Here is a 19,204-nt window from a genome sequence, read left to right as displayed (position 1 = left end):
TCAGCCGGGTTCGTCTCCCCGGGCGATGGCCTCCAGGCGGACCAGGTCGAGGAGGGCCACGTACTGGCGACCGGTGCGGATCAGCCCCATCTCTTTGAGACGGGTGTAGGCGTTGTGCACGGAGGTGCGGGAGAGCCCGACGAAACCGCCGATCTCCTGTTGGGGCAGGGGGATGTTCAGGAGCACGCCTCGGCCCGGGTCGTCGGGCCGGTCGGGCGCGTCAGTGAGCGGGGGCGGGATCGGCTCGCCGAGCATGGTCGCCAGGTGGACCAGGGCGGCGGGCAGGCGACGTTCGGCCGGTAGCCGAGAGAGCTGGACGCGGATCTGGTCGCTTTCGCTCTGCCGTCTGACCACGCTCTCCCACAGCCGGGAGACCAGGTCGAGTTCTTTGAGCCTGCGCTGGAAACGCTCGGCGGGCAGGTGAACGGTGGCGCCGTCGGTCAGGGCGACCACGGTGGCGCTGCGTGTCACTCCCCCGCCGGCCAGGACCGATTCGCCGAGGATCTCACCGTGGGATCGGAAGGCCAGCGGGGCCCGGGTGCCGTCGGCGTACACCGACTCCACGCGGAGGCGGCCGCCGAGGATGAGGTGGACGCCGGTGCCCGTGTCGCCCTGGTGCAGGAGGACCTGCCCACGGGTGAAGGCGCTGGAAGGGGTCGAGGAGACGAGTCGGTGCCACTGGTCGTCGGTGAGCAACCCACCGAAACCGTGTCTGCGCATGGGGGGTGTTCCTTTTCCGCTCAGGGGTCGCTGCCGAGTGTGAAGGTGCCCCCTTCCGGCGGGCCGCGGCCCACTCCGGGTCAGCGGCGAGCCGTTCCGTGTATTGGCGTCATCATCTTAAATACAACTCTGTGAATAATGTCAACCATTTGCGCGAAAAACGCGGGCCGGGTACCTCGGCGGTCCTTCGGGCGGTCTCGCCGTGGCGGTCGAGTTCAGGCGGAAGGCGTCACCGAGCCACCGGTACCGGTCCCGGCCGTCGCGAGCGCGTGTCCGGGCACCGCATGTTTTGCCTGTTCCTGCCCGTACCTTGGTGTTCGCCCGGGCAGGTGCTCCACGAACCGCACCCGACATCGAGGGGACCTCATGATCGCGAAGCTGTCCGAAATCGGCCTCACTTCCGAGATGGCCTACACCGCCGGTACCGCCAGCATCGGCCTGGCGTTCCTGAGCTGGGCCATGTCCAAGAAGAAGGAGGACGCCTCCCTCGACCGGGCCGACCGGTGGGGCATCTTCGTCGGACAGTGGGCTCCCACCTTCTTCGCTCTGGGCGTCGCTCTACGTCTTGAGGAGAAGAAGTAGCCTCCAAGAAGAAAAGGGGACCCGACACGGACGTGTCGGGTCCTTCTCTTTGTCGACCGTGGGCGGCGGAAGCGTCAGCCGCCGGCACCGATCTTGGCGATGGCGGCGTCGACGCGTTCCGCCATCTCGATGTCCCGGGTGGTCACCGCGCCTATCGAGGCGGTCCGCACGGTGAAGACGACCTCGGTGCCGGTGGTGTGGTGTTCGAAACCGTGACCGAGTTCGCGAGCAGCCTTGTGGGCCTGGTTCAGCAGCGGTGTGAGCCGGTCGACCGGCAGGTTCACGGACCGGGTCAGACCCTCGGTGTCGCCCTGCCAGTCGGGAAGCCCCTCCAAGGCCCGCTCCAGGCCGGCCTGATCCAGGCGGTCGGGCGTGTCCGTCTGGCCGGTATCGGCCCGGCCGCGCGCTCCCTGGGGGTCGCGGGCCCACTCGGCGAGTTCGTCGGGAAGCCGAGAGGCCAGTTCCTCGGCGAGCCGGGGATCGCTCCGGTGGATCCCGGAGAGCACGGCTCCCATCAGGCGCACGCCTCTTTCCGGAGGGCAGCCGATCCGTTGGGCGACCTCCTCGGAGAGTTCACCGCTCTCCAGGGCCGGCGCACCCGGTTGCTCGGGGATATGGTCGCGCAGCATCGCGGGGAGTTGTTCGCGCAGATACTCGCGGGTATCCGGGTCGGTGTGCCGGGCCAGTACCTCGGCGGAGGCCTCCAGCGCTCGGCGCGCCTCCTCGTTGTCGGAGGTGCCGCCTTCGCGGGCCACGTGTTCCATGAGTTCCTGATAGGCGATCATGTTCCCCCCTCGCGTCGAGCGATGATCGACTCTCATGGTCCTCCTAACCTGCGGTTTCGCCGACAAAACCCACCTTGCCTCAGGGATGGGCCGGGTTCAGGGCTTCCTGTCCGGTTTGGGGACGATGCTGATCATCCCGTTCGGTTCCAGGTAGGCGCGGGCGATCATGTCGAGGTCGCTGTAACCGTGCAGCCGCAGTTGGGTGAGCACCTCCTCCTCGGTGATGAACTCGCGTCGCATCACCCGGCGGTCGAGTCGGCCGTCCAGGACGAGCGGTCGGGGGCGGGCCTTGATCAGGTGGGCGAAGGCCGGCCAGCGGTAGGCGACCCCGTCGAGCGCCACGCTCCAGAACAGCATGGTGGCCGCCAGTACCAGGCCGTCACCGATCGTGTCGGCGTTCCCGGTCATGCCCGCGCTGGCGGCGTCGGCCATGAGCACGACCACGAGCAGGTCGGTGATGCCCAGGCCGCCGGACTCCCGTTGGCCGACGAGCCGTAGCAGCAGGACCAGCAGGAGGAAGGTGATGCTGCCCCGCGCGATGAGTTCGAGGATCGACTCGCTCGGTGGAAGGATCACGCTCCAGTCCATGGGCGTCCTCCTCGGCTATGACAAGTGGGGCCGTGGTTCACAGCCCCAGTCTCGCCCCGACGGTGTGAACCGGGTGGGGACGACACGGAGGTTCGGCGGCGCTCGTGGGCCGGAGGCCCGTTCGCGGATCGTCATCACTTACCGAGATTTTGCGTGTACCCAACGTTCGATCGGGTATTTCGATGCGACCCGACGCGGCCCGGGGAGGACCCAGAGGAAGTTCCACGGCGTGGCCGCCGGAGGTGAGGACGATGGGCGACACCGGTGGGCCACCGGAGAGCGCCATGCTGCGCGCGGTGTTCGACGAGGTGGGGGCGGGGTTGTTCGTCATCGACACCGCCGGCCGCATCACCGTGTCCAACCCCTACGCGCGTCAGATCGTGGGCCGCGACGAGGAACAGCTGTTCGGCGCCGACCTGCACGACCTGATGCACAGGGACGCCGACGGCGAAGAGCTTCCGCGCGAGGAGTGCCTCGCCCAGAGCGTGTTGGACAGCGGTCGGCCCACCGAGGGCAGCGACGAGTTCTTCCTGCGCGGAGACGGCACGCTCGTACCCATCATCTGGGCGGCCACGCCCCTCCAGGAGATGGATCGGACGGTGGGTGCCGTCATCGTCTTCCACAACTTCAAGAAGCACCGGGACGCCAGGGAACAGACCGCGTCGCACCTGGCGGCGTTGGAGGAGCTCACCGCACGGCTGAGCATGGTCGCGGAGAGCTCGGTCCTGCTCATCTCGGCCTCGCACATAGGTGAGGCGTTGGACCAACTGGTGCGGTTGTTGGTGCCGGAGATGGGCGACTGGGCGGTGGTCGACCTGCTTCCGGAGGCCGACACGGAGCGTCGGATGCGGCGCGCGGCCGTCCACTCCCAGGGCGCCCCCGACGTCGACGATTCGTTGAAGGGGCCGTTGCCGCCGCCCTCACACCCGTCGCGTTCGGCGTTGGCGCGGGCCCTGCGCGGGACCCGCCCCGTGTTGCTGGACGCCCAGGCCCAGGCGAACGAGCCGGACGAGCCGTTCGCCCACGCGCATCGGTGGTTGTTCGAGGTCCTGGGTGAGGGCAGCGCGGTGGTGGTGCCGCTGTACAGCCGCAGGAAGGTCTTCGGCGCGCTCACGGTGGGACGCACCGGTGTGGGGGCCGGCCACACCGAGGCCGAGATCCTGCTCCTGGGCGACATCGCCCGCCGTACCGGTCTGGTCATCGAGAGCACCCGTCTGTACGAGCAGCAGCGCGACATGGCGGTGACCCTTCAGCGACAGCTCCTGACCCCGCTGCCGCAGATCGACCACCTGAGGTTCGCCGCCCGTTACCAACCGGCGCAGCGGGCCGCGGAGGTCGGCGGGGACTGGTACGACGTGTTCCTGCTGGCCGACGGGGTCACGACCATGGTCATCGGGGACGTGGTCGGGCACGACCTGCACGCGGCGGGGCACATGGCGGAGGTGCGCAACATGCTGCGCGCGCTGGCCTGGGACCGCCAGGAGCCGCCCAGCCAGATCATGCGGCGTCTGGACGAGGTCATGACCAACACCAGTGACGCGCCCATGGCCACCGTCGTGATCGCCCGTATCGAGGGGACCGACGGCGGCCCGTGGCACCTGCATTGGGTCAACGCCGGGCATCCGCCGCCGTTGCTCATCACACCCGACGGGACCGCCCGATACCTGGAGGAGGGGCACGGTCCCCTCATCGGTATGAGCTCCGCCCTACACCTGGGGTTGGAGTGGCCCGACGCGTGGGAGGAGCTTCCGGAGCGATCCACGGTGCTTTTCTACACCGATGGTCTGGTCGAGAACCGCGATGAGCATCTCGACACGGGGTTGGAGAAGCTGCGCGGGCACGCCATGGACCTGACCCACCTGGGGTTGGAGGACTTCCTCGACGAACTCCTGGTGCGCATCAATCCCAGTGGGGACGACGTGGCCCTGTTGGCGCTGCGGATTCCGGAGGCGGGTGAGGGCGTCGGGGACGACATGGCGCCACCCCAGCACGCGCACAATCCGGCCGCCCCCGATCGGGGCGCTCCCGGTTCACGGGTGGAGGACACCCCGGTGCGTGACACCTCCGAGCCGGACTCCACCCCGGGCTGACGCCAGAGCCGTGCGCCGGAAGGCTCACGCCCGGAGAACAAGGGCCATCCCATCCCCGCCGGCCGCTCCCGTTCCTCGTGCCACGGACCGGGACCCGTACCGGCACGCCTCTCGACCTCATCCGAGGGCGGCCTACGTGTGAGGCACAACACATTCCCGCGTCCGATCCGGGTCGTGACACGCACCTTGCCCCAAAACGGATCGGCTCCTAGTTTGGAATCAATCCAGAAAACTGATTCAATACGAGAAAGCACCAGAGCGGTCCCGGCCCGAGGCGTCGAGCGTGGCACGACGAACTCCGCCGCGAAGACCACTCGCGTGGGTGTCACGAGGCCCGACACCTGTCGGTGATCCCACCGCCTTCCGTGGAGGTACAAGGAACACATGTCGTACCAGGACAACACCAAGCCGCTGACCACGGCGAACGGTGCCCCCGTCGCCAACAACCAGGACAGCCTCACGGCCGGTCCGCGCGGCCCCATGCTGCTGCAGGACCTGTGGTTCCTGGAGAAGCTCGCCCACTTCGACCGCGAGGTGATCCCCGAGCGGCGGATGCACGCCAAGGGCTCCGGCGCCTTCGGTACCTTCACCGTCACCAAGGACGTCTCCCAGTACACCAAGGCCGCGATCTTCTCCGAGGTCGGTAAGAAGACCGAGGTCTTCAACCGCTTCTCCACCGTCGCCGGTGAGCGTGGTGGCGCCGACGCTGAGCGCGACATCCGCGGCTTCGCCCTGCGCTTCTACACCGAGGAGGGCAACTGGGACATCGTCGGTAACAACACCCCGGTCTTCTTCTTCCGTGACCCGCTGAAGTTCCCCGACCTGAACCGCGCCGTCAAGCGCGACCCGCGCACCAACATGCGCTCGGCCGAGAACAACTGGGACTTTTGGACCAACCTCCCCGAGTCCCTGCACCAGGTCACCATCGTCATGTCGGACCGCGGCCTCCCCGTCGGCTACCGCAACATGCACGGCTTCGGTTCGCACACCTACTCCTTCATCAACGAGGAGAACGAGCGCGTCTGGGTCAAGTTCCACTTCCGCACCCAGCAGGGCATCAAGAACTACACCGACGGAGAGGCCCGTGAGGTCGTCGCCGACGACCGCGAGTCCTCCCAGCGTGACCTGTACGAGGCCATCGAGCGGGGCGACTTCCCCAAGTGGACCATGTACATCCAGGTCATGACCGAGGCCGAGGCCGAGGAGTACCGCTTCCACCCCTTCGACCTCACCAAGGTCTGGTCGAAGAAGGACTTCCCGCTCATCGAGGTCGGCGAGTACGAGCTCAACCGCAACCCGGAGAACTACTTCGCCGACGTGGAGCAGGTCGCCTTCACCCCGGCCAACCTGGTCCCCGGCATCGGTGTCTCCCCGGACCGCATGCTCCAGGGCCGTCTGTTCTCCTACGGTGACGCCGCCCGCTACCGCCTGGGCGTCAACCACCACCAGATCCCGGTGAACTACCCGCGCGGCGCCAAGATGGTCAACAGCTACCACCGTGACGGTGCCATGCGTGTGGACGCCAACCAGGGCAGCGTTCCCGGTATCGAGCCGAACTCCTACGGCCGCTGGCAGGAGCAGCCCGCCTACGCCGAGCCTGCGCTGGGCGTGGGCGCCAACGCCGACCGGTTCAACTACCGCGAGGACGACGACAACTACTTCCAGCAGCCCGGCGACCTGTTCCGTCTGATGAACAGCGAGGAGCAGCAGCGTCTGTTCGCCAACACCGCGCGTGCGATCGACGGGGCCTCCGACGCCACCATCGAGCGCCACATCGCCAACTGCACCAAGGCCGACCCGGCCTACGGTGAGGGCGTGCGCAAGGCCATCGAGGCCCACAAGGCCGGCAGTCTGTAACGCTTTGCGGCACTAGCGAGAAGAGCCGGCACGGGCGACCGTGCCGGCTCTTCGGTGTTTCGTGCCGATGGTGGGGATCAGGAAAGCAGTTCGGTACGGCCGAACATCTGCGCGGTGGCGCGGGCGCTGGGTGTGCCGGCGTCCAGGTCCGCCCCGGCCTCGACGAGGGCCTTGACGACCTCGTCCTCACCCTTGAAGAGCGCTCCGGCCAACGGTGACTGATCGCGGCCGTTGCGCAGGTCCACGTCGGCTCCGCGTCCGATGAGCTTCCGGACGGTCTCCCCGTTGCCGTGGTAGGCGGCGAGCATGAGCAGGGTGTTGCCGTCGTTGTCGCGGACGTCGACGGCGAGTCCGTGGTCGAGGAACTCCAGGAGTTCGGTGGACCGCCCCTCTCGGGCCATGTCCATGGCCAGGGTGATCACCCGGTCGACCTGCTCTGGTGACAGTTCGTTCATGGTTCCCATGCTAGAAGCCCCGACCAGGCCTCCCCTACGTTCCGGACCGGGTTTTCCACAGGCCCTCCGCGAGATTTCCCGCGGTGGCCGAGCGGGCTCCGGGCCAGGGCGCCCGATCCATCCGAGGTGAACCGGGTCGGGGTCAGTCACAGCAATTACAGTCGCAGTCCTTGCAGCGACCGCAACAGCCGCAGCAGTTACCGCAGGTGTCCCCCACGCATTCGCAGATGTCGCACCAGGCCTCCCGGGGTTTGCCCGTCCAGGGGCCGGGGTGTGGACCACGGCAGCAGAGCTGGCAGGTACAGCACATGAACAGAGCGGCGGCGCAACCGGCGAAGAAGCCACGAGAGCGGGGTGGTGTCTCCAGGGCCGGGGTCTCACAGTTGCAAGCGGTGCAGCAGCCGCCCTTGCTCCGGTGGCCGCCATCGTCCCCGGAGCCACCCCCGCCGTGTCCATGTCCCGACCCCGAACCTCCACCGTGGTCGCCGTGACCACCGTGGAAGTGATCACCGGCCCCGTACCCGGGGTGGTGGTGTCCGCCTGAGACGGGCCCGTATCCGGGATGGCCCGCACCGTATCCGGGCTGCCCCGGGTGGCCGGCGTGAGAGAAGGTACGTGAGACGGCTCGGCGCAGTTCGGTGACGAGCAGGGCGCGGACCAGGCGGTCATCGGCGAACTCGGTGGCGTCCAAGGCCAAACGCACGCCCAGAACGGCGTCGTCGCAGAGCTCACGGGCCCGGTCGGCTCCGGTCTCGGTGGCGGTCAGGGGGTTCCAGGAACCGTTGGCGAGGTCGTCCTTCTGGTCCTCCACGGCGTCCAGCAGGTGGGCGATCCGACCGAAGAGCCGACCGGCCTCGTGGAGCGGTTCGGCGTTGGCGGGGCGCTCGGCCAGCACCGCGGTGTACGCGAACGCCTCGGCGGTGGCCTCCTCGGTGGGTGCCGTCACGGTGAGGACGTCGGTGCCCGGACCGGCGACCGCCTCGACCTCGCTTTGGCGATCCATGACGGCGGTGAGCGCGGAGGTGTCGAAGCCCAGACCGGTGCCCGCCTCCCTCGCGTCCTGCTGCCAGCGTCGCGCCATCCTCCCGGCGACAGCGCGCACCCCGGGCCGGGCGAGGCGCCCGTCGCCGTCCTCGATGTGGTCGCTGATCTTGCCGGAGGCCAGCATCAGCGACACCGTGGCGGCCAGGTTCGCACCGGTGCCGTCGGCGACCCGCGCGGAGCGCATGCCGCGCAACAGGCAGGGGCCGACGGCCCGGGTTCCGGCCTCGGCCCGGGACTGTGCGGCGGTCAGCACCGAGATGACCAGACCGTCGTGGTTGGTGGCCAGGCGCGAGGCCTGACCGTGCCCATCGCGCAGGGCCAGGCAGAGCCCGCACAGATGGGACATCCACTCCGTGGCCAACCCGCCGGGCAGAGTGTGCCGACAGGGCCGCAGGATTCCGAACACGACCGCTCCCATTTCCTCACGGAGTCCCACCTGGGGACTCTCACGCAACGGGGTACGACTCCCGTCACGGGCATTCGGTTCGGATTATCCCGTCATCGGCCCTTGCCGCTCGCTCTGGCAGGTCAGCGCAGGGAGGGGGATCCACAGCACTTCTTGTACTTGCGCCCTGAAGCGCACCAGCAGGTGTGGTTGCGTTCGGGCGGCCAGGGCAGGCGACGGTCCGACTCGTCGGGGACCTCGGCTTCGCTCCACGCCATCAGGGTTCTCGGGTCGCACGGGTCGAGTCCGGTGTGGGCGACGAAGTCCGCCACCTCACCCACCTCCGCGGTGAGCACGACGAAGTGCACGTCCGGTCGTTCCTTGGCCTCGGCGCGCAGCTCCCGCTCGGCGTCGAGGAAGTAGGTCGCCTCGGTCCGTTCGAGCCGGACCCACCCACGTTCGAGGACCTCGGGCAGCGCCTTGCGGGAGAAGACCACCTGAACGGCGACGATTTGTGCGGGCGGCTCCTCCTCGTCGTATCCGAGGGGCCCGTCGAGCGGGTCACCCACTCCCAGGGGGTCGGCCGGGAGTAGTTCCTGCGCGGCGAGGGTGTGCGTGTCGTGTTCGTCGGCGGGCATCCCGAGCGCCTTCCGCACCCGTGCCCGCCCCTGGAGCGGAAGCAGGTCGTAGGCGCTCAGGTCGGCGATCGCGTCGGCCGGGAGCGCCAGGTGGTCGCGTGCTCCGATGTTGAAGCAGCGCAGCGCCTTGTCCGCCTCACCCCGGCTCTCGAACCGTTCGGCGAAGAGCGCCGCGGGGCCCGGTGTCAGCTCGTCCGGGTTCACGGCCTCGTTCACAAGCCGGTTCGCCTCCTTCTCGTTCCCCTCGTCCTCATACAGGCAGACCAGGTCGAACAGGGCGTACTGGCCGTCCTCCGGGGTGGGCGGATGGGCATGAAGCGTCTGGAGCAGGAGCCGGGCCTGATCCGGACGCTCGTTGGCGAGGAGGAGTTCGCTCGCCATCAGGAGGATCTCTCCGGTCTCCTCGGGAGCGCTCGTGTCGAGATCGTCGAGGATCTCCTGGGGCAGGTCGAGCTGGTGGATCGGCTTCCACGGTTCGAGGTCGAAGAGGCCGGCGGGCTCGACCGATCGGGGTTCATCGGGTGTCATACCAGCACGTTAGCCAAGAGGGAGGCCGGGGATGGCGCGCAGCAGGTCGAGGACGCCGGTGTCGGCCCGCGCCCCCGTCTCCAGGCCGGCGGCGAAGACCACCAGCAGGACGAGGAACAGGAGCAGATGGCGGGGCCAACGGCGCCCCCGTCTGTTCGCGGCGGCGGAGTCGGCGTCGATCCAGGACTGGTCCAAGCGAGCGATCTCCCTGCGTAGTTCCTGGACCTCGGAGTGGTAGTGGTCGCGTTCACCGCGTACCCGTCCGAGTTCGGCGCGTTCGGCCCGGATGGCGGCGCGTACGTCGGCCACGTCGGTGCGGGCGCCTTCGGGGCCGCGTCGCCGGTGCCAACGTTCCAGGCGGGCCAGTGGCAGGTCGACGTAGTGGGTGGGCCAGTTGTCGTCGGAGTCGGAGTATCCCTCACCGGCCTCCGGTTCGGTCTCGGAGGCGTAGTCGAGGGGTTCGTCGCCCTCCCCCACGGCCGTTTCGGTGGCCTCGTCGAGGACCGGCAGGGGTGGGGCGTCGGCGGGGGTGCGACCTTCGGGGCGATCGGGGGCGGGGGGTTCGGGGTGGTCGGGTTCTGGGTCCGGGGCCGGGTCGGGGATCTCGGCGGCCGTGGAGCCCGAGGAGGCGCCGATGGTCCAGGCCGGTTTCGATTCCGGGACCGGTTCGTGGTGGTGCTCCGGCTCGGGCGGCTCCGGTGATTCGGGCGGGCCCGTTTCGAGGTCATCCCGAGGCTCGGGGAGCGGTTCGGGTTCGAGGGGGTCCACGGTGTCGGGGAACTCGCGCTCCTCGGGGCCTTCCTCGGTGTCGGAGAACGGGTCGGGGGCCTCCTGGAGCTCTTCCTCCGCTTCCGGCGGCTCGACGTTCCGGGCGGGCGCCGTCGGGCGCGGGTCGAGCCAGTCGTGGAGCCGGTCGAGCCGGCCCGCGAAGGTGGCCCCCTCGGGAACACCCCGGGAACGCAGGTGTTGGGCCAGGGCGTCGCCGCCCTCCTCTCGCAGGACCGTGACCAGGCCGTCGGCGACCTTGAGGTACTCGGCCGGGGCCGGGTCCCGGAAGGGGCCCTTGGCGGAGGTGGGGTCATCGGGTGGCCCGAAGGCCAGGTGCGGACCGTCCTCCACGCCCAGGACCGGGTCGTAGGTGGAGAAGGACCAGCTCCAGCCGGCGGCGGGGATCGCGGCTCGTGGCGTCAGGACCTCGTGCAGGATTCGGTGCATGCCCCAGAGGAATCGCAGCTGGGTGGCCTGCCACAGGTCGGCGCGTTCCGGGTCCAGGGTGATGTGGATGGGCCGGTCGGGGTGGGCCAGGGCGCGGGCGATCGCGCCGACGAGGAGTGGTTCGTCGCCGATGCGGGTCTCGGCGGCGCGGCGGTCGCGGGTACGCAGGGCACCGGGCGCGGCGGTCAGTTCCCAGGGGTCGGGTGTGGTCAGGGGGCGCATGGTGGCCCAACCGGGGGTGGGTGGGCGGCTCTGCGCGGGTCGGGTGTTGGGGTTCTCGTGCAGGGACAGGATGCGTGAGAGGGTAAGCCCGCCGGTGGGTCCGACGATGGCCCAGGCGTGGGCCTCGCGGACGTCGCCGGGCCATCGGTAGACGAGGGCGCTCTGCCCGTCGGGGTAGTGGTGCGCCCACAGGGTCTCGGGGTAGTCGCCGGGGTCGACGCCCGGCAGGGCGGACCGGTAGTCGGCGGTGAGTGCCGGCAGTAGCCGGTCACGCCAGGAGCGAAGGACCGGTTGGTCCCGTTCGGGCAGTGAGGTGGCGGCGGGTCCGGGTCCGACACGGCCGAGGAGGGTGGGTTCGGCCCAGGCGAAGTGGATCTGCTCATAGGCCTTGTCGTCGGCGCCCGAACGCCGGTCGGACGACTCTGTGCTTTCGGGCAAGTGGCCCCTCCCACGGGTTGGCGACCCGGCCGGTCGCGCGCTTCCCTAGGGAAGGTATCCGTCGCAAGCGTCAAGAAACCGCAAAAGCAGAGCTACGTGCATCTTTGCGACGTTTACACCGATTGTGAGGGTTGAGGGCTTCGCCTGAAGAGGGCGGCTTCACCGGGCACTCTCCTCCCGACGAAGCCGCCCCTGCTTCGAGCCCGCACCTGAAAGCGCTTCCCACGATTCCGGACGCGAGCGTCTGGACGGGCTCCGCGCGAGGCCGTGACCGAAAGCGCTTTCCACCCTCTCCCGGCCACGGCCCCTCTCCCGTTCTCCGTGCGGGCCCTCAGTGCGCGGCGGTGAGGCGCTCGTGCTGTTCGGCGCTCAGGCGCAGGTCCACACCTTCCAGGACCTCGTCGAGCTGGCCGATCGAGCTGACCCCCACGAGCGGCACGATGGCCGGTTCGTGATCCAGCAACCAGGCGAGCACCACCTGGTTGCGGCTACCGCCGGTCTCCTTGGCGACCTCGTCGAGCACCGCCAGGCGCGCCGGGGTGCCCGGGTGGTCGTAGGCGTACTCGAACGGCCGGTCGGGCCGGGTGTAGGCCCCCGAAAGCAACGAGTTGTAGACCAACAGGGTGTACTCGCGCCCCTGAGCCGCCTCGGCCCGGATGTGGTCGAACAGTTCCGGGGTGGCGAAGGTGTGCCCGGGCGAGAGCAGGGGCACCTCGTTGCGGGCCTGCAGGTAGGTGTAGCGATATTGCAGGACGCGCGGGCGCGGCCATCCGTGGTTCTCGGTCGCGGCGCGGGCGCGTTCCAGCCGCCACGTGCGGTGGTTGCTCATCCCGAGCTCACGGACGTGTCCGCGCTCGACCAGGTCGGCGAAGACGCCCATGGTCTCCTCGACCGGGGTGAGGGGGTCCTCTCGGTGGGCGTAGAGCAGATCCAGGGTGTCCACGCCCAGTCGTCGCCTGCTGCGTTCGACCGCGGCGGTGACGGCCCGGGTCGACAGCCCTTCTTGGGCCTCCAGACCGGCGCCGGGGATGGTGGGCTGGGCGCCGACCTTGGTCGCGATGAAGACCTCGTCGGTGATGCCGCGCTCGCGCCGCCACCGTCCCAGTAAGGTCTCGCTCTCGTGCCCCCGGCCGTCCTCGACCCAGAACTGGTAGCAGTCGGCGGTGTCGATGAACGTGCCGCCGGCGTCGACGAACCGGTCGAGCAGGGCCAGGGAGGTGTCGGGGTCGGTGGTCGAGCCGAACTGCATCGCGCCCAGGCACAGGGCGCTGACGGTGCGGTCGCCGATGGTGGTGTGGCGCATCAGCCGGTCTCCTTCACGGGGGTGTCCATGGAACCTTCGGGGCGCCGAGCGGGTTCGGGACGTTCCGAGAGCACCCCGAGGTAGTAGTCGATCTTGTGGCCGATGGCCTCCTGACGTTCGCGCATCTGTTCGATGTGCGCGTTCAGCCGGTGCTGGTGGCTCTGCAACACCTCGACCCGTTCGGGGATGGTGTGGTCGCCCTCGCGCACGAGTTCGGCGAATTCGCGCAGCCGGGAGATGGGCATGTCGGTGTCGCGCAGGCAGCGCACCAGGTGGAGGAGTTCGACGTCGTCGGCGCGGTAGCGGCGGTGCCCGCTGGGCGCGCGGTCGACGCGGCGCAGCAGTCCGGCCTTCTCGTAGTAGCGGAGGGTGTCCAGGGTGAGTTCGAAGCGTTCGGCGATCTCGCCCGGGGTGAAGTAGTCCTTCATGGGACAAAGCATGGGACCTGGAGCGCGCTCCAGGTCAAGCCCTCGACCGGAAAACGTCGATGAACCCCGAACACCGCTGGTGGGGCGGCATGTGGTGGGTTCGGCGGATGAGGTGGCCCCGGGTCATCCGTCGTCAGTCGACGCTGCCGCGGATGGCGCCCACCACGGCCGCGGTGAGGTTCTCGATGATCTCGTCCTCGCCGACCTCGGGGTGTTCGAGCCACCACTCCCCCGCCGCCTGGACCATGCCGACCACTGCGTGCGCGGCGATCTGGGCGCGCAATCGACCCTGGATACGGTTCTCGATGAGGAGCAGGTCGGCGAGTTCCTCGCCCAGACGACGGACCATGAGGCCCAGGTCGCTGCGGGTGCGCACGTCCTCGGAGGTGGCCCGGTCCATGAGGAACCGGTACAGGTTGAGGTTCTGGGAGATCATCGACAGGTACGCGCCGACGGTGGCCCGGGCCCGGATCTCGAAGTCGGTGTGCTGGTGCAGCTCGGCGCGGATGCGCTCGATGAGCGGGTCCACGTGGCGCCGGGCCAGCGCCTGGTAGAGGCCGCCCTTGTCACCGAAGTGCCGGTAAAGGATGGGTTTGCTGATGCCCGCCTCGGTGGCGATGGCGAGCATGGAGGCCTCGTGGCCCTCCCGTTGGATCACCCGATCGGCGGCGTCCAGGATGGCCTTGCGCCGTTGGGGGTCGCGTCCACGCACGTTGCGTCCACGGCTGGGGGCGGGGGCGCCGTTCTCACCGGGCACCGTCTGTCGGATGTCTTCGAAGGCCACAAGGGTTCACCGTAGCGGTTTCGGGGCGGCGCGGGGCCGCCGGGCGGGTTCAGGTCCTCAGCGCGATCCAGGTCGCACGGGCCTGGGCGAGGAGCCCGCCGTCGGCGTCGTACAGAGCGCTTGCGGTGTGGATCTTGCGGCCGTCCACCGACGCCAGCCGGCCCATGACCACGGTGGTCTGGCCCACCTTCGGGGCGCTGAGCACCTGGGCGGTGAAGCGGCCCAGCAGGATGGGGCGTCCGGTGATGTCGTGGGACCAGCCACCGGGGCAGTCCAGTGCCGCCCATACCTGGGCGAACGCGGCGGAGCCGGTGCCGTCGTCGACCGCTTCGTCGACCTCCCACGTGCAGGCGACGGTGTTGCCGACGTTGGCGCGACCGTCGCCCGGTAGGACCTGGCCGGGGAACAGGCGCAGCCCGTCACCCTCCTGGCGCTCGGGGCCACAGCTGTAACAGCGCGGGAAGGGGTGGTCGTCGAACCCGGGGTAGAGCCGGCTCGCGTTCTCGGCCTCGGCGACGGAGACGGGACCACCGGGGATCACGCCGCGGTCGAAGGGGGCCACGCGTACCGCCTCGGCGATCGGGGTGGTCTCGCCGGGCTCCTCGGTCTCGTCGCCGGTCAGGAGCAGGGCGTCCTCTCCGTCGGGTTCGACGGTCAGCGGCCGGTCCAGCGGCGGCGGGGTGCGCAGGGTGACCTGGACGGCCGTGCCGCCGACGCCGGTGAGCCGTTCGGCGAGCAGGCCGGCGCTGTAACCACCGTTGCCGGACCCGTCGGGACCGTTGAATCCGCCGGGGATGGTGATCGTGGGGGTGCCGCTGCCGGGTTTCATGCGCCAAAGGGTAGTGGGCGTGTCCGGATCGTCCGCGCCCACCCCCTTCCACTCCCGAGAGGGGTCGTCCCCCCGATCAGATCGTCCCTACCGAACGGGCAGGCCGGTGATGGTGCGGCCGATGATGAGCTTCTGGATCTCGCTGGCGCCCTCGAAGATGGTGAAGATGGTGGCGTCGCGGTGCCAGCGCTCGACCGGGTATTCGCGGGTGTAGCCGTTGCCGCCCAGGATGCGCAGGGCGTTCTGGGTGACGAAGGTGCCCGTCTCGGAGGCGTAGAGCTTGCTCATGGAACCTTCGGCGTTGTCGAAGTCCTTGCCGTTGCGGGCCATCCAGGCCGCGCGCCAGACCAGCAGGCGCGCGGCGTCGATGCGGGTGGCCATGTCGGCGAGCAGGAACGCCACGCCCTGGTTGTCACCGATGGGTCTGCCGAACTGCTCGCGCTGGATCGAGTAGTCGCGGGCGTACTCGTAGGCGGCGCGCGCGGTGCCGACCGCCATGACGCCGACACTCGGGCGAGAGGCCTCGAAGGTCTTCATGGCGGCTTGTCCCTTGGAGCGCTTGCCCTCCTTGGCGCGGGCCAGACGCTCGTCGAGCTTGTCCTTGCCGCCCAGCAGGCAGGATCCGGGTACGCGCACGTCGTCCAGGACCACCTCGGCGGTGTGCGAGGCGCGGATGCCGTGCTTTTGGAACTTCTGACCCTGCGACAGCCCCGGGGTGTTCGGAGGAACGATGAACGACGCCTGGCCGCGCGAGCCCAGTTCCGGTTCCACACTGGCCACGATGACGTGGACGTCGGCGATGCCGCCGTTGGTCGCCCAGGTCTTGACGCCGTTGAGGACCCACTCGTCCTTGGCCTGGTCGTAGACGGCGCGGGTCTTGATCGCGGAGACGTCGGAGCCGGCGTCGGGCTCGGAGGAACAGAACGCGCCGAGCTTGACGTCGTCGGCGGTGCCGAACATCTGCGGCACCCATTCGAAGAGCTGGTCCTGGGTTCCGTTGGAGGCGACGGAGACCGCGGCCAGGCCGGTGCCGGTGATGGACAGGGCGATGCCGGGGTCGCCCCAGTAGAGCTCCTCGAAGGCGACGGGGATGCCCAGTCCGCTGGGTTCGAGCCACTGGTTCGCGAAGAAGTCCAGGGAGTACAGGCCGATCTTGGCGGCCTCCTGGATGATCGGCCAGGGCGTCTCCTCACGCTCGTCCCATTCGGCCCCGGCGGGGCGGATGACGTCCTTGGCGAACCCGTGGGCCCAGTCCCGGACGTCGCGGACGTCCTGACTCGGTTCCAGGCTGAAGGTGGGGGCGGTGTCCTCACTCATGCGCTTACGTCCTTCGTCGGACCCTCCGGGGGTGGAGGGACGGCCTACGTGTGTTACCAACGGTAACACGCACGAATTCCCCCACGCCAGGGCGATCTCCACCCGAATGACCAGTGCGGGGCTCGGGAAACAGGAAGATCCCGGTCGAGCCTGGGACTCGACCGGGACCCCGCCCCGAACCGCCTACGGCAGGGCGCCGCGCGGCGGCAGTTCCGGATCCTCGACCACCGCGCCGGGTCGGGCCACGACCCTGGCGGCCAGCGCGTGCGCCCGGCGAGCGGACTCCACGGCGCCCTCCCCCCGCAGCCGCGCCGCGAGGTAGCCGGCGTTGAAGGAGTCCCCCGCCGCCGTGGTGTCGACGACCTCGTCCACCACCTCGGCCGGCACGTGCACCGGTTCCGAGCCGGTCTCCTCCTCGACCAGGACCACGCACCCGCGGGCACCGTCCTTGACCACGACCTCCCGCGGCCCCTGGCCACTCAGACGCCGGGCCGCCGCCTCGGGTGAGTCGTCGCCGAACAGCGCCCTCTCGTCGTCGAAGGTCGACAGCGCCGTGTCGGCCAGGCCATAGGCCGTGCTCACCGCCTCGCGCGCGGCCTCCCGGTTCGGCCAGCCGGCGGGCCGGTAGTTGCTGTCGAACACCACACGCGCGCCCTGCTCACGCGCCCGCGCCAAGAGCTCCCACAGGCGCCGCCTCGCCTTGTCCGTCAGCAGTTGCAAAGTCACCGCGGACAGGTAGAGCACGTCGTGGCCGCCCAGCCCATCGGCGAGGTCGTGCCCCTCGCCGAAGAGTCCGCGCGCGGGCGAGCGCGACCGGTAGTAGGTGAACGAACGCTCGCCCTCGTCGTCGGTGCGCACCAGGTACAGCCCCGGTTGCGCGCCGCTCACCCGCCCCACCAGGTGTGTTCCCACGCCTTCCCCGCGCATGGTCTCCAGCACGAGGTCGCTGTAGTGGTCGTCGCCCAGCAGTGTCAGGTAGTCCACGCCCACCTCCTGGAGCATGGTGCTCCGGGCCAGGTAGACGGCGGTGTTGTAGGTGTCACCGGCCACGCTCAGGCGTAGGTCGCGTTCGGTGCGGTGGGTGAGTTCGAGCATGCACTCACCGATGGCCAGGAACCGCGTCACCGCTCCACCTCTGCTCTCTTCTCGCGCGCCGCGGCGAAGTGCCCGGCGAGGTCGTCGACCTCCAAGAGCGCGGAGCCGACCGCGACCGCGAACGCCCCGGCCGCCGTCCAGTCCGGCACCTCTCGCGGGCCGATCCCGCCGGAGGGTATCAGCCGGCATCCCGGCAACACCAGGGCCAGGGAACGGAGATATCGGGTCCCGCCCACGTGTGCGGGGAACACCTTGGCGACCCCCGCGGCGGCGACCGACGCGAGCTCCCCCGGTGTGTGGCCGCCCTCGATCAGCAACGTCCCGGAGCCGGACACGGCACGCCGCACCTCGGGCACCGGGTAGGGGCTGACCAGAAAGGTCGCGCCGTGCCCCAGCGCCCGTTCGGCCACGGCCGGTTCGGTGACGGTGCCCATTCCCCAGACCAGGTCCGGCATCGTCTCGGTGAATTCCGCGAGCCGCTCGTCCCAGCCGGGGATGGAGGTGGTCAGTTCCACCGCCTTCGCACCGCAGTCGCGCAGCCGGTGGACCTGGTCCCTCAGCCGCGACGGGTCGCGGGTGCGCAGCACGGGCAGGATCCCGGCCGCGCCCAACGCTTCGAGGACGTCCTCGTTCGAGACCGTCATGTCGGCTCCCCTCACCAGTCGTGCATGGAGCCGTCCAAGCGGCGGTTCACCGGCAGGTACCTGGGTTCGTAGGGGTAACGGGCCGCGGCCTCCTCGTCGATCTCCACGCCCAGACCGGGGGCGTCGCCGGGGTACATGTAGCCGTCCTCGAACGTGTAGGAGGTCTTGAACACCTCGGAGGCCGGCTCCAGGTGGCCCATGTACTCCTGGATGCCGAAGTTGGGCACGGTCAGGTCCAGCTGCAGCGCGGCGGCGAACGACACCGGGGACAGGTCCCCGGCGCCGTGCGAACCGGTGCGCACCCCGTGCAGGTCGGCCAGGTCGAAGATCTTGCGCAGGTGGGTGATGCCGCCGGTGTGGGAGACCGACGTCCTGATGTAGTCGATGAGCCGGTTTTCGATCAGGTACCGGCAGTCCCAGATGGAGTTGAAGACCTCGCCCACCGCCAACGGGGTGGTGGTGTGCTGCCGGATGGTCCGGAAGGCCTCCTGGTCCTCGGCCGGTGTCGCGTCCTCGATCCAGAACATCCGGTAGGGCTCCAGGGACTTGCCCAACTGGGCGGCCTCCAGCGGGGAGAGCCGGTGGTGCACGTCGTGCAGCAGGTGGAAGTCGTAGCCGAACCGGTCCCGGACCACCTTCATCATCTTCGGCGCGAAGTCCAGGTAGTAGGGCGTGTGCCAGACGTTGTCGGAGGGCATCGCCGCGTCGGCGGGTTCGTAGGTGTGGCCGGTGCCCGGGTGGTGCAGCCCGTAGGTGCTGTCCAGTCCGGGGACGGCGACCTGGACCCGCACGGCCTTGTAGCCCTGGTCGAGGTAGCCCGCCACGTCGTCGAGGAGTTCGTCGATGGTGCCCCCGCTGGCGTGGCCGTAGATCATGACGCCCTCGCGCGCGGCCCCGCCGAGCAGGCGGTGGACGGGTTGTCCGGTGACCTTGCCGAGGATGTCCCACAGGGCGCAGTCGACCGCGGCGATGGCGGTCATGGTCACCGGTCCGCGCCGCCAGTAGGCGCCCCGGTACAGGTACTGCCAGATGTCGTTGATCCGACCGGCGTCACGGCCCACCAGGAGCGGGCACACGTGGTCGCGCAGGTAGGACACCACCGACAGCTCACGCCCGTTGAGCGTGGCGTCGCCGATGCCGGTGACCCCGTCCTCGGTGGTGATCTTCAGGGTGACGTAGTTGCGTCCGGGGCACGTCACGATGACGTCCGCTGAGGCGATCTTCATGGTCGGTTCCTCGTTCGGTTCGGGGTGGTGG

The 19,204-nt window shown here is 69.5% G+C and carries 18 protein-coding genes; 3 read left to right on the top strand and 15 right to left on the bottom strand.

From position 1 onward, the window contains the following. Nucleotides 1-720 (bottom strand): Crp/Fnr family transcriptional regulator, encoded by a 720-nt coding sequence (locus ACWGSK_RS00425; RefSeq protein WP_358506512.1) that lies wholly within the window; start codon nucleotides 718-720, stop codon nucleotides 1-3. Nucleotides 721-1,086: 366 nt separating this feature from the next. Here ACWGSK_RS00425 and ACWGSK_RS00420 point away from each other — a divergent pair, with 366 nt between their 5' ends. Then, complete coding sequence (locus tag ACWGSK_RS00420) at nucleotides 1,087-1,302, top strand: hypothetical protein (protein WP_358506509.1); 216 nt, start codon at nucleotides 1,087-1,089, stop codon at nucleotides 1,300-1,302. A gap of 74 nt (nucleotides 1,303-1,376) precedes the next feature. Here ACWGSK_RS00420 and ACWGSK_RS00415 read toward each other — a convergent pair whose 3' ends face one another. Together ACWGSK_RS00415 and ACWGSK_RS00410 are read right to left on the bottom strand one after the other, a co-directional pair. Beyond that, complete coding sequence (locus ACWGSK_RS00415) at nucleotides 1,377-2,087, bottom strand: DUF2267 domain-containing protein (protein WP_452454836.1); 711 nt, start codon at nucleotides 2,085-2,087, stop codon at nucleotides 1,377-1,379. 96 nt (nucleotides 2,088-2,183) lie between these two features. Continuing rightward, nucleotides 2,184-2,675, bottom strand: coding sequence for a DUF421 domain-containing protein (locus ACWGSK_RS00410; RefSeq protein WP_358506503.1), 492 nt, complete (start codon nucleotides 2,673-2,675; stop codon nucleotides 2,184-2,186). 251 nt (nucleotides 2,676-2,926) lie between these two features. Between ACWGSK_RS00410 and ACWGSK_RS00405 the strand changes: the two genes are divergently transcribed. Together ACWGSK_RS00405 and ACWGSK_RS00400 are read left to right on the top strand one after the other, a co-directional pair. Beyond that, nucleotides 2,927-4,765, top strand: coding sequence for a SpoIIE family protein phosphatase (locus ACWGSK_RS00405; RefSeq protein WP_358506500.1), 1,839 nt, complete (start codon nucleotides 2,927-2,929; stop codon nucleotides 4,763-4,765). Nucleotides 4,766-5,149: 384 nt separating this feature from the next. Then, complete coding sequence (locus ACWGSK_RS00400) at nucleotides 5,150-6,622, top strand: catalase (RefSeq protein ID WP_452454835.1); 1,473 nt, start codon at nucleotides 5,150-5,152, stop codon at nucleotides 6,620-6,622. A 77-nt stretch (nucleotides 6,623-6,699) separates the two neighbouring features. On the opposite strand, the gene ACWGSK_RS00395 is transcribed toward ACWGSK_RS00400, so the two are convergent. The 12 genes from ACWGSK_RS00395 to manD all read right to left on the bottom strand — a co-directional run bounded on the left by ACWGSK_RS00395 (nucleotide 6,700) and on the right by manD (nucleotide 19,173). Further along, nucleotides 6,700-7,077: an ankyrin repeat domain-containing protein gene (locus tag ACWGSK_RS00395; RefSeq protein WP_452454834.1), complete on the bottom strand. Its 378-nt coding sequence runs from the start codon at nucleotides 7,075-7,077 to the stop codon at nucleotides 6,700-6,702. Between the two features lie 142 nt (nucleotides 7,078-7,219). Beyond that, nucleotides 7,220-8,527 carry a DUF5685 family protein gene (locus ACWGSK_RS00390; RefSeq protein ID WP_358506577.1) on the bottom strand — a complete coding sequence of 436 codons (1,308 nt, stop codon included), beginning with the start codon at nucleotides 8,525-8,527 and terminating at the stop codon, nucleotides 7,220-7,222. A 122-nt stretch (nucleotides 8,528-8,649) separates the two neighbouring features. Next, entirely contained in the window at nucleotides 8,650-9,672 is a 1,023-nt protein-coding gene (locus ACWGSK_RS00385) for an SEC-C domain-containing protein (RefSeq protein WP_358506491.1), read from the bottom strand. Nucleotides 9,673-9,681: 9 nt separating this feature from the next. Beyond that, nucleotides 9,682-11,547 carry a hypothetical protein gene (locus ACWGSK_RS00380; RefSeq protein WP_452454833.1) on the bottom strand — a complete coding sequence of 622 codons (1,866 nt, stop codon included), beginning with the start codon at nucleotides 11,545-11,547 and terminating at the stop codon, nucleotides 9,682-9,684. A 331-nt stretch (nucleotides 11,548-11,878) separates the two neighbouring features. Then, a complete protein-coding gene (locus ACWGSK_RS00375; RefSeq protein WP_452454832.1) occupies nucleotides 11,879-12,850 on the bottom strand; it encodes an aldo/keto reductase in 972 nt (323 codons plus the stop codon). After that, on the bottom strand, nucleotides 12,850-13,278 hold the full coding sequence (locus tag ACWGSK_RS00370) for a MerR family transcriptional regulator (protein WP_452454831.1): 429 nt from the start codon (nucleotides 13,276-13,278) through the stop codon (nucleotides 12,850-12,852). The genes ACWGSK_RS00375 and ACWGSK_RS00370 overlap by 1 nt, the downstream gene beginning before the upstream one ends. Nucleotides 13,279-13,411: 133 nt before the next feature. Next, on the bottom strand, nucleotides 13,412-14,062 hold the full coding sequence (locus ACWGSK_RS00365) for a TetR/AcrR family transcriptional regulator (protein WP_452454830.1): 651 nt from the start codon (nucleotides 14,060-14,062) through the stop codon (nucleotides 13,412-13,414). A gap of 49 nt (nucleotides 14,063-14,111) precedes the next feature. After that, on the bottom strand, nucleotides 14,112-14,891 hold the full coding sequence (locus ACWGSK_RS00360) for a hypothetical protein (protein ID WP_452454829.1): 780 nt from the start codon (nucleotides 14,889-14,891) through the stop codon (nucleotides 14,112-14,114). Nucleotides 14,892-14,978: 87 nt separating this feature from the next. Next, nucleotides 14,979-16,208, bottom strand: coding sequence for an acyl-CoA dehydrogenase family protein (locus ACWGSK_RS00355; RefSeq protein WP_452454828.1), 1,230 nt, complete (start codon nucleotides 16,206-16,208; stop codon nucleotides 14,979-14,981). Between the two features lie 183 nt (nucleotides 16,209-16,391). Then, nucleotides 16,392-17,333 (bottom strand): sugar kinase, encoded by a 942-nt coding sequence (locus ACWGSK_RS00350; RefSeq protein WP_452454827.1) that lies wholly within the window; start codon nucleotides 17,331-17,333, stop codon nucleotides 16,392-16,394. Continuing rightward, nucleotides 17,330-17,947, bottom strand: coding sequence for a bifunctional 4-hydroxy-2-oxoglutarate aldolase/2-dehydro-3-deoxy-phosphogluconate aldolase (locus ACWGSK_RS00345; protein WP_452454826.1), 618 nt, complete (start codon nucleotides 17,945-17,947; stop codon nucleotides 17,330-17,332). Before ACWGSK_RS00345 ends, ACWGSK_RS00350 begins: the two co-directional genes overlap by 4 nt. An 11-nt stretch (nucleotides 17,948-17,958) precedes the next feature. Further along, complete coding sequence (gene manD / locus ACWGSK_RS00340; protein WP_452454825.1) at nucleotides 17,959-19,173, bottom strand: D-mannonate dehydratase ManD; 1,215 nt, start codon at nucleotides 19,171-19,173, stop codon at nucleotides 17,959-17,961. Between the last annotated feature and the right edge of the window lie 31 nt (nucleotides 19,174-19,204).

The organism is Nocardiopsis sp. NPDC055551 (genome assembly GCF_053619415.1).
Note: the sequence above shows the minus strand (reverse complement) of the source record. Positions and strands in the feature narration are given on the sequence as shown.

Bases quoted from the DNA above. Each gene is read 5' to 3' on its own strand.
- ACWGSK_RS00400 (WP_452454835.1), top strand. From the start codon at position 5,150: ATGTCGTACCAGGACAACACCAAGCCGCTGACCACGGCGAACGGTGCC.
- ACWGSK_RS00405 (WP_358506500.1), top strand. From the start codon at position 2,927: ATGGGCGACACCGGTGGGCCACCGGAGAGCGCCATGCTGCGCGCGGTG.
- ACWGSK_RS00420 (WP_358506509.1), top strand. From the start codon at position 1,087: ATGATCGCGAAGCTGTCCGAAATCGGCCTCACTTCCGAGATGGCCTAC.
- ACWGSK_RS00345 (WP_452454826.1), bottom strand. From the start codon at position 17,947: ATGACGGTCTCGAACGAGGACGTCCTCGAAGCGTTGGGCGCGGCCGGG.
- ACWGSK_RS00360 (WP_452454829.1), bottom strand. From the start codon at position 14,891: ATGAAACCCGGCAGCGGCACCCCCACGATCACCATCCCCGGCGGATTC.
- ACWGSK_RS00395 (WP_452454834.1), bottom strand. From the start codon at position 7,077: ATGAACGAACTGTCACCAGAGCAGGTCGACCGGGTGATCACCCTGGCC.
- ACWGSK_RS00370 (WP_452454831.1), bottom strand. From the start codon at position 13,278: ATGAAGGACTACTTCACCCCGGGCGAGATCGCCGAACGCTTCGAACTC.
- ACWGSK_RS00375 (WP_452454832.1), bottom strand. From the start codon at position 12,850: ATGCGCCACACCACCATCGGCGACCGCACCGTCAGCGCCCTGTGCCTG.
- manD (WP_452454825.1), bottom strand. From the start codon at position 19,173: ATGAAGATCGCCTCAGCGGACGTCATCGTGACGTGCCCCGGACGCAAC.
- ACWGSK_RS00415 (WP_452454836.1), bottom strand. From the start codon at position 2,087: ATGATCGCCTATCAGGAACTCATGGAACACGTGGCCCGCGAAGGCGGC.
- ACWGSK_RS00355 (WP_452454828.1), bottom strand. From the start codon at position 16,208: ATGAGTGAGGACACCGCCCCCACCTTCAGCCTGGAACCGAGTCAGGAC.
- ACWGSK_RS00425 (WP_358506512.1), bottom strand. From the start codon at position 720: ATGCGCAGACACGGTTTCGGTGGGTTGCTCACCGACGACCAGTGGCAC.
- ACWGSK_RS00410 (WP_358506503.1), bottom strand. From the start codon at position 2,675: ATGGACTGGAGCGTGATCCTTCCACCGAGCGAGTCGATCCTCGAACTC.
- ACWGSK_RS00385 (WP_358506491.1), bottom strand. From the start codon at position 9,672: ATGACACCCGATGAACCCCGATCGGTCGAGCCCGCCGGCCTCTTCGAC.